We start from the raw sequence: 1996 nt of genomic DNA on the forward strand, positions 1-1996 counted from the left end.
GACTTCGGTAACGGGGTCGCCCCAGTCAAGCGGTTTTGGGCATACGGGATGTGCCGCCGGAGCGCGCGGCCTTGTTCTTTGAACAAGTGATCTGCTTCCCTGTTCGGCAGCCTTCGCCTGAGATCGACCCGGGTGCATGCTTCGGTCCGTGGTCAGCGCGGTGGCTGCCAACATGATGCTGGTTCAATGCAATTCCGGTGTGCCCATCTCATTGGCGTGCTCGATATGATCGGCATCAGTCCTGAGCACGGCATCACCGGAACCGCGTCCCGTGGGGACCTCGAAGGCCCGCGATCAGGCGGACAGCAGTCTGGAATCTGTGTCTTCAGCCGGCCTGAACCGCTGGCGCATCGACGCGGAAGTCGGTTTCATCTTTCCACATCCGGTGCAGGATCACGGCGATGCGCCGCGCCAGGGCAACCATCGCGCGCTTGGCACCACGACGGCGCGCGAGTTTCGCCGCCCAGGTTCGCAGCCACGTTGCCCGCCCGCGATGCATCATGACGGTGGCAGCCTGGCACAGCGCGCGTCGAAGATTGACGTCGCCCGCCTTGGTGATCCCGCCCGAGATATCGCGCTCGCCCGACTGGTTGCGAGAGGGCGTCAGGCCGACCCACGGCCCGACCTTCTTCGAGGATGTGAAGCGACCAGGATCATCGATCGCAGATCGGTAGGTCAGTGCCACGACCACGCCAATCCCGGGCATCGACATGAGGCGCAGACAGACCGGATCGTCATGGGCAAGTTGGCGGACATGGCGTTCAAGGCCTGCCAGTTCTCGCCGCAGCGCTGCCCGCGCGCGAAGCATGGGTTCGGTTGCCGCTATCAGCATCGGATTATCTGCCGCCAGTTCGCGTATACGCTGTTCGAATAGGCCACGGGATATAGTGCCGACCTTGAGGCCAAAGTTCCGCAGTAGCCCGCGCAGGGACATTTCAAGCGTGATGAACCCTTGCTGCACCGCCTTGCGAGCGGTGAGCACAGCGCGAACCTCTTGTGCGGAGACGGATTTGCAGTGAACCGGCCGGAACCAGCCAAGGTGCAACAGACGCGCGATACCTTCAGCGTCACGACGGTCCGTCTTGATCGGCATGGCCTTCAAGGCGCCTTTCACCTGCCGGGTTTCCATCAGCACGACAGGTTGATCAGCCTCTGACAAACCGCGATGCAGCCACTGCGACAGGGGGCCAGCCTCAAGTCCGATGGCAGCTATCGTGCCATCTTGATCACTGATCCAGCGCAACAGCGCTTCTGGCTCACTGGCCGCCTGCGCTTCCTTCACGATCTTCCCATGCTCGCTGATCACGCAGATCGCGGTCTTCTCCAGCGACACATCCAGCCCGACAAACAGCTTCATCCCGCAGTCCTCCCTTTGGATCTGATACGGGAATGGCGCCAGCTTGCCCTCTATTTTGCAACGGTAACGAGCGGGTCGCGGCGCAGGCCCCGTTACGGCATCTCATTGAGTATCACAGCCAAAACAAGACGGTTGCGGCGAGCATGATCGCAGAGAAGAACGTTTCCGGGCACCGGTCGTATCGGGTTGCAACGTATGAGGAGGATCAGAAAACAGTCCAGTGGACTGTTTTCCCGACGATTGGCCAGTCCTTGAGACGACCGAACATGATCTCGATGCGGTTGCGTCGTTTGTAGCGCCGCTTGTCATATTTGACGGCCTTTTTGCGGGACTTCCGACTGGGGATGCAGACCTTTATCCCCTTGTCTTTCAACGCTTCTCTGAACCAGTCAGCGTCATAGCCTCTGTCGGCGAGCAGCCACCCCGCCTTCGGCAGGCTGCCCAGCAGCGCCGCCGCGCCGGTATAATCGCTGACTTGGCCAGCAGACATGAAGAACCCGATCGGCCGCCCCTTGGCATCGGCAACGGCGTGCAGCTTGGTATTCATCCCGCCTTTGGTTCGCCCGATCTGGCGCGATCGCCCCCCTTTTTGACCCGCAGGCTCGAAGCCGTGCGGTGTGCCTTGAGATAGGTCGCATC

1 protein-coding gene and 1 pseudogene are annotated in these 1996 nt (G+C 61.3%); both read right to left on the reverse strand.

Features of this window, described 5'->3' with window-relative positions:
* Window positions 1-325: 325 nt before the first annotated feature.
* The gene (locus DYS74_RS18335; RefSeq protein ID WP_121535058.1) at window positions 326-1357 is read right to left on the reverse strand and encodes an IS110 family transposase; all 1032 of its coding nucleotides are present in this window, start codon (window positions 1355-1357) and stop codon (window positions 326-328) included.
* Between the two features lie 112 nt (window positions 1358-1469).
* Window positions 1470-1996 (reverse strand): annotated as a pseudogene (locus tag DYS74_RS18340) (IS5 family transposase); the annotation flags it as partial.

Origin of the sequence: Paenirhodobacter hankyongi (genome assembly GCF_003664585.1) — a bacterium.
Classification (GTDB): Bacteria; Pseudomonadota; Alphaproteobacteria; order Rhodobacterales; family Rhodobacteraceae; genus Rhodobacter; species Rhodobacter hankyongi.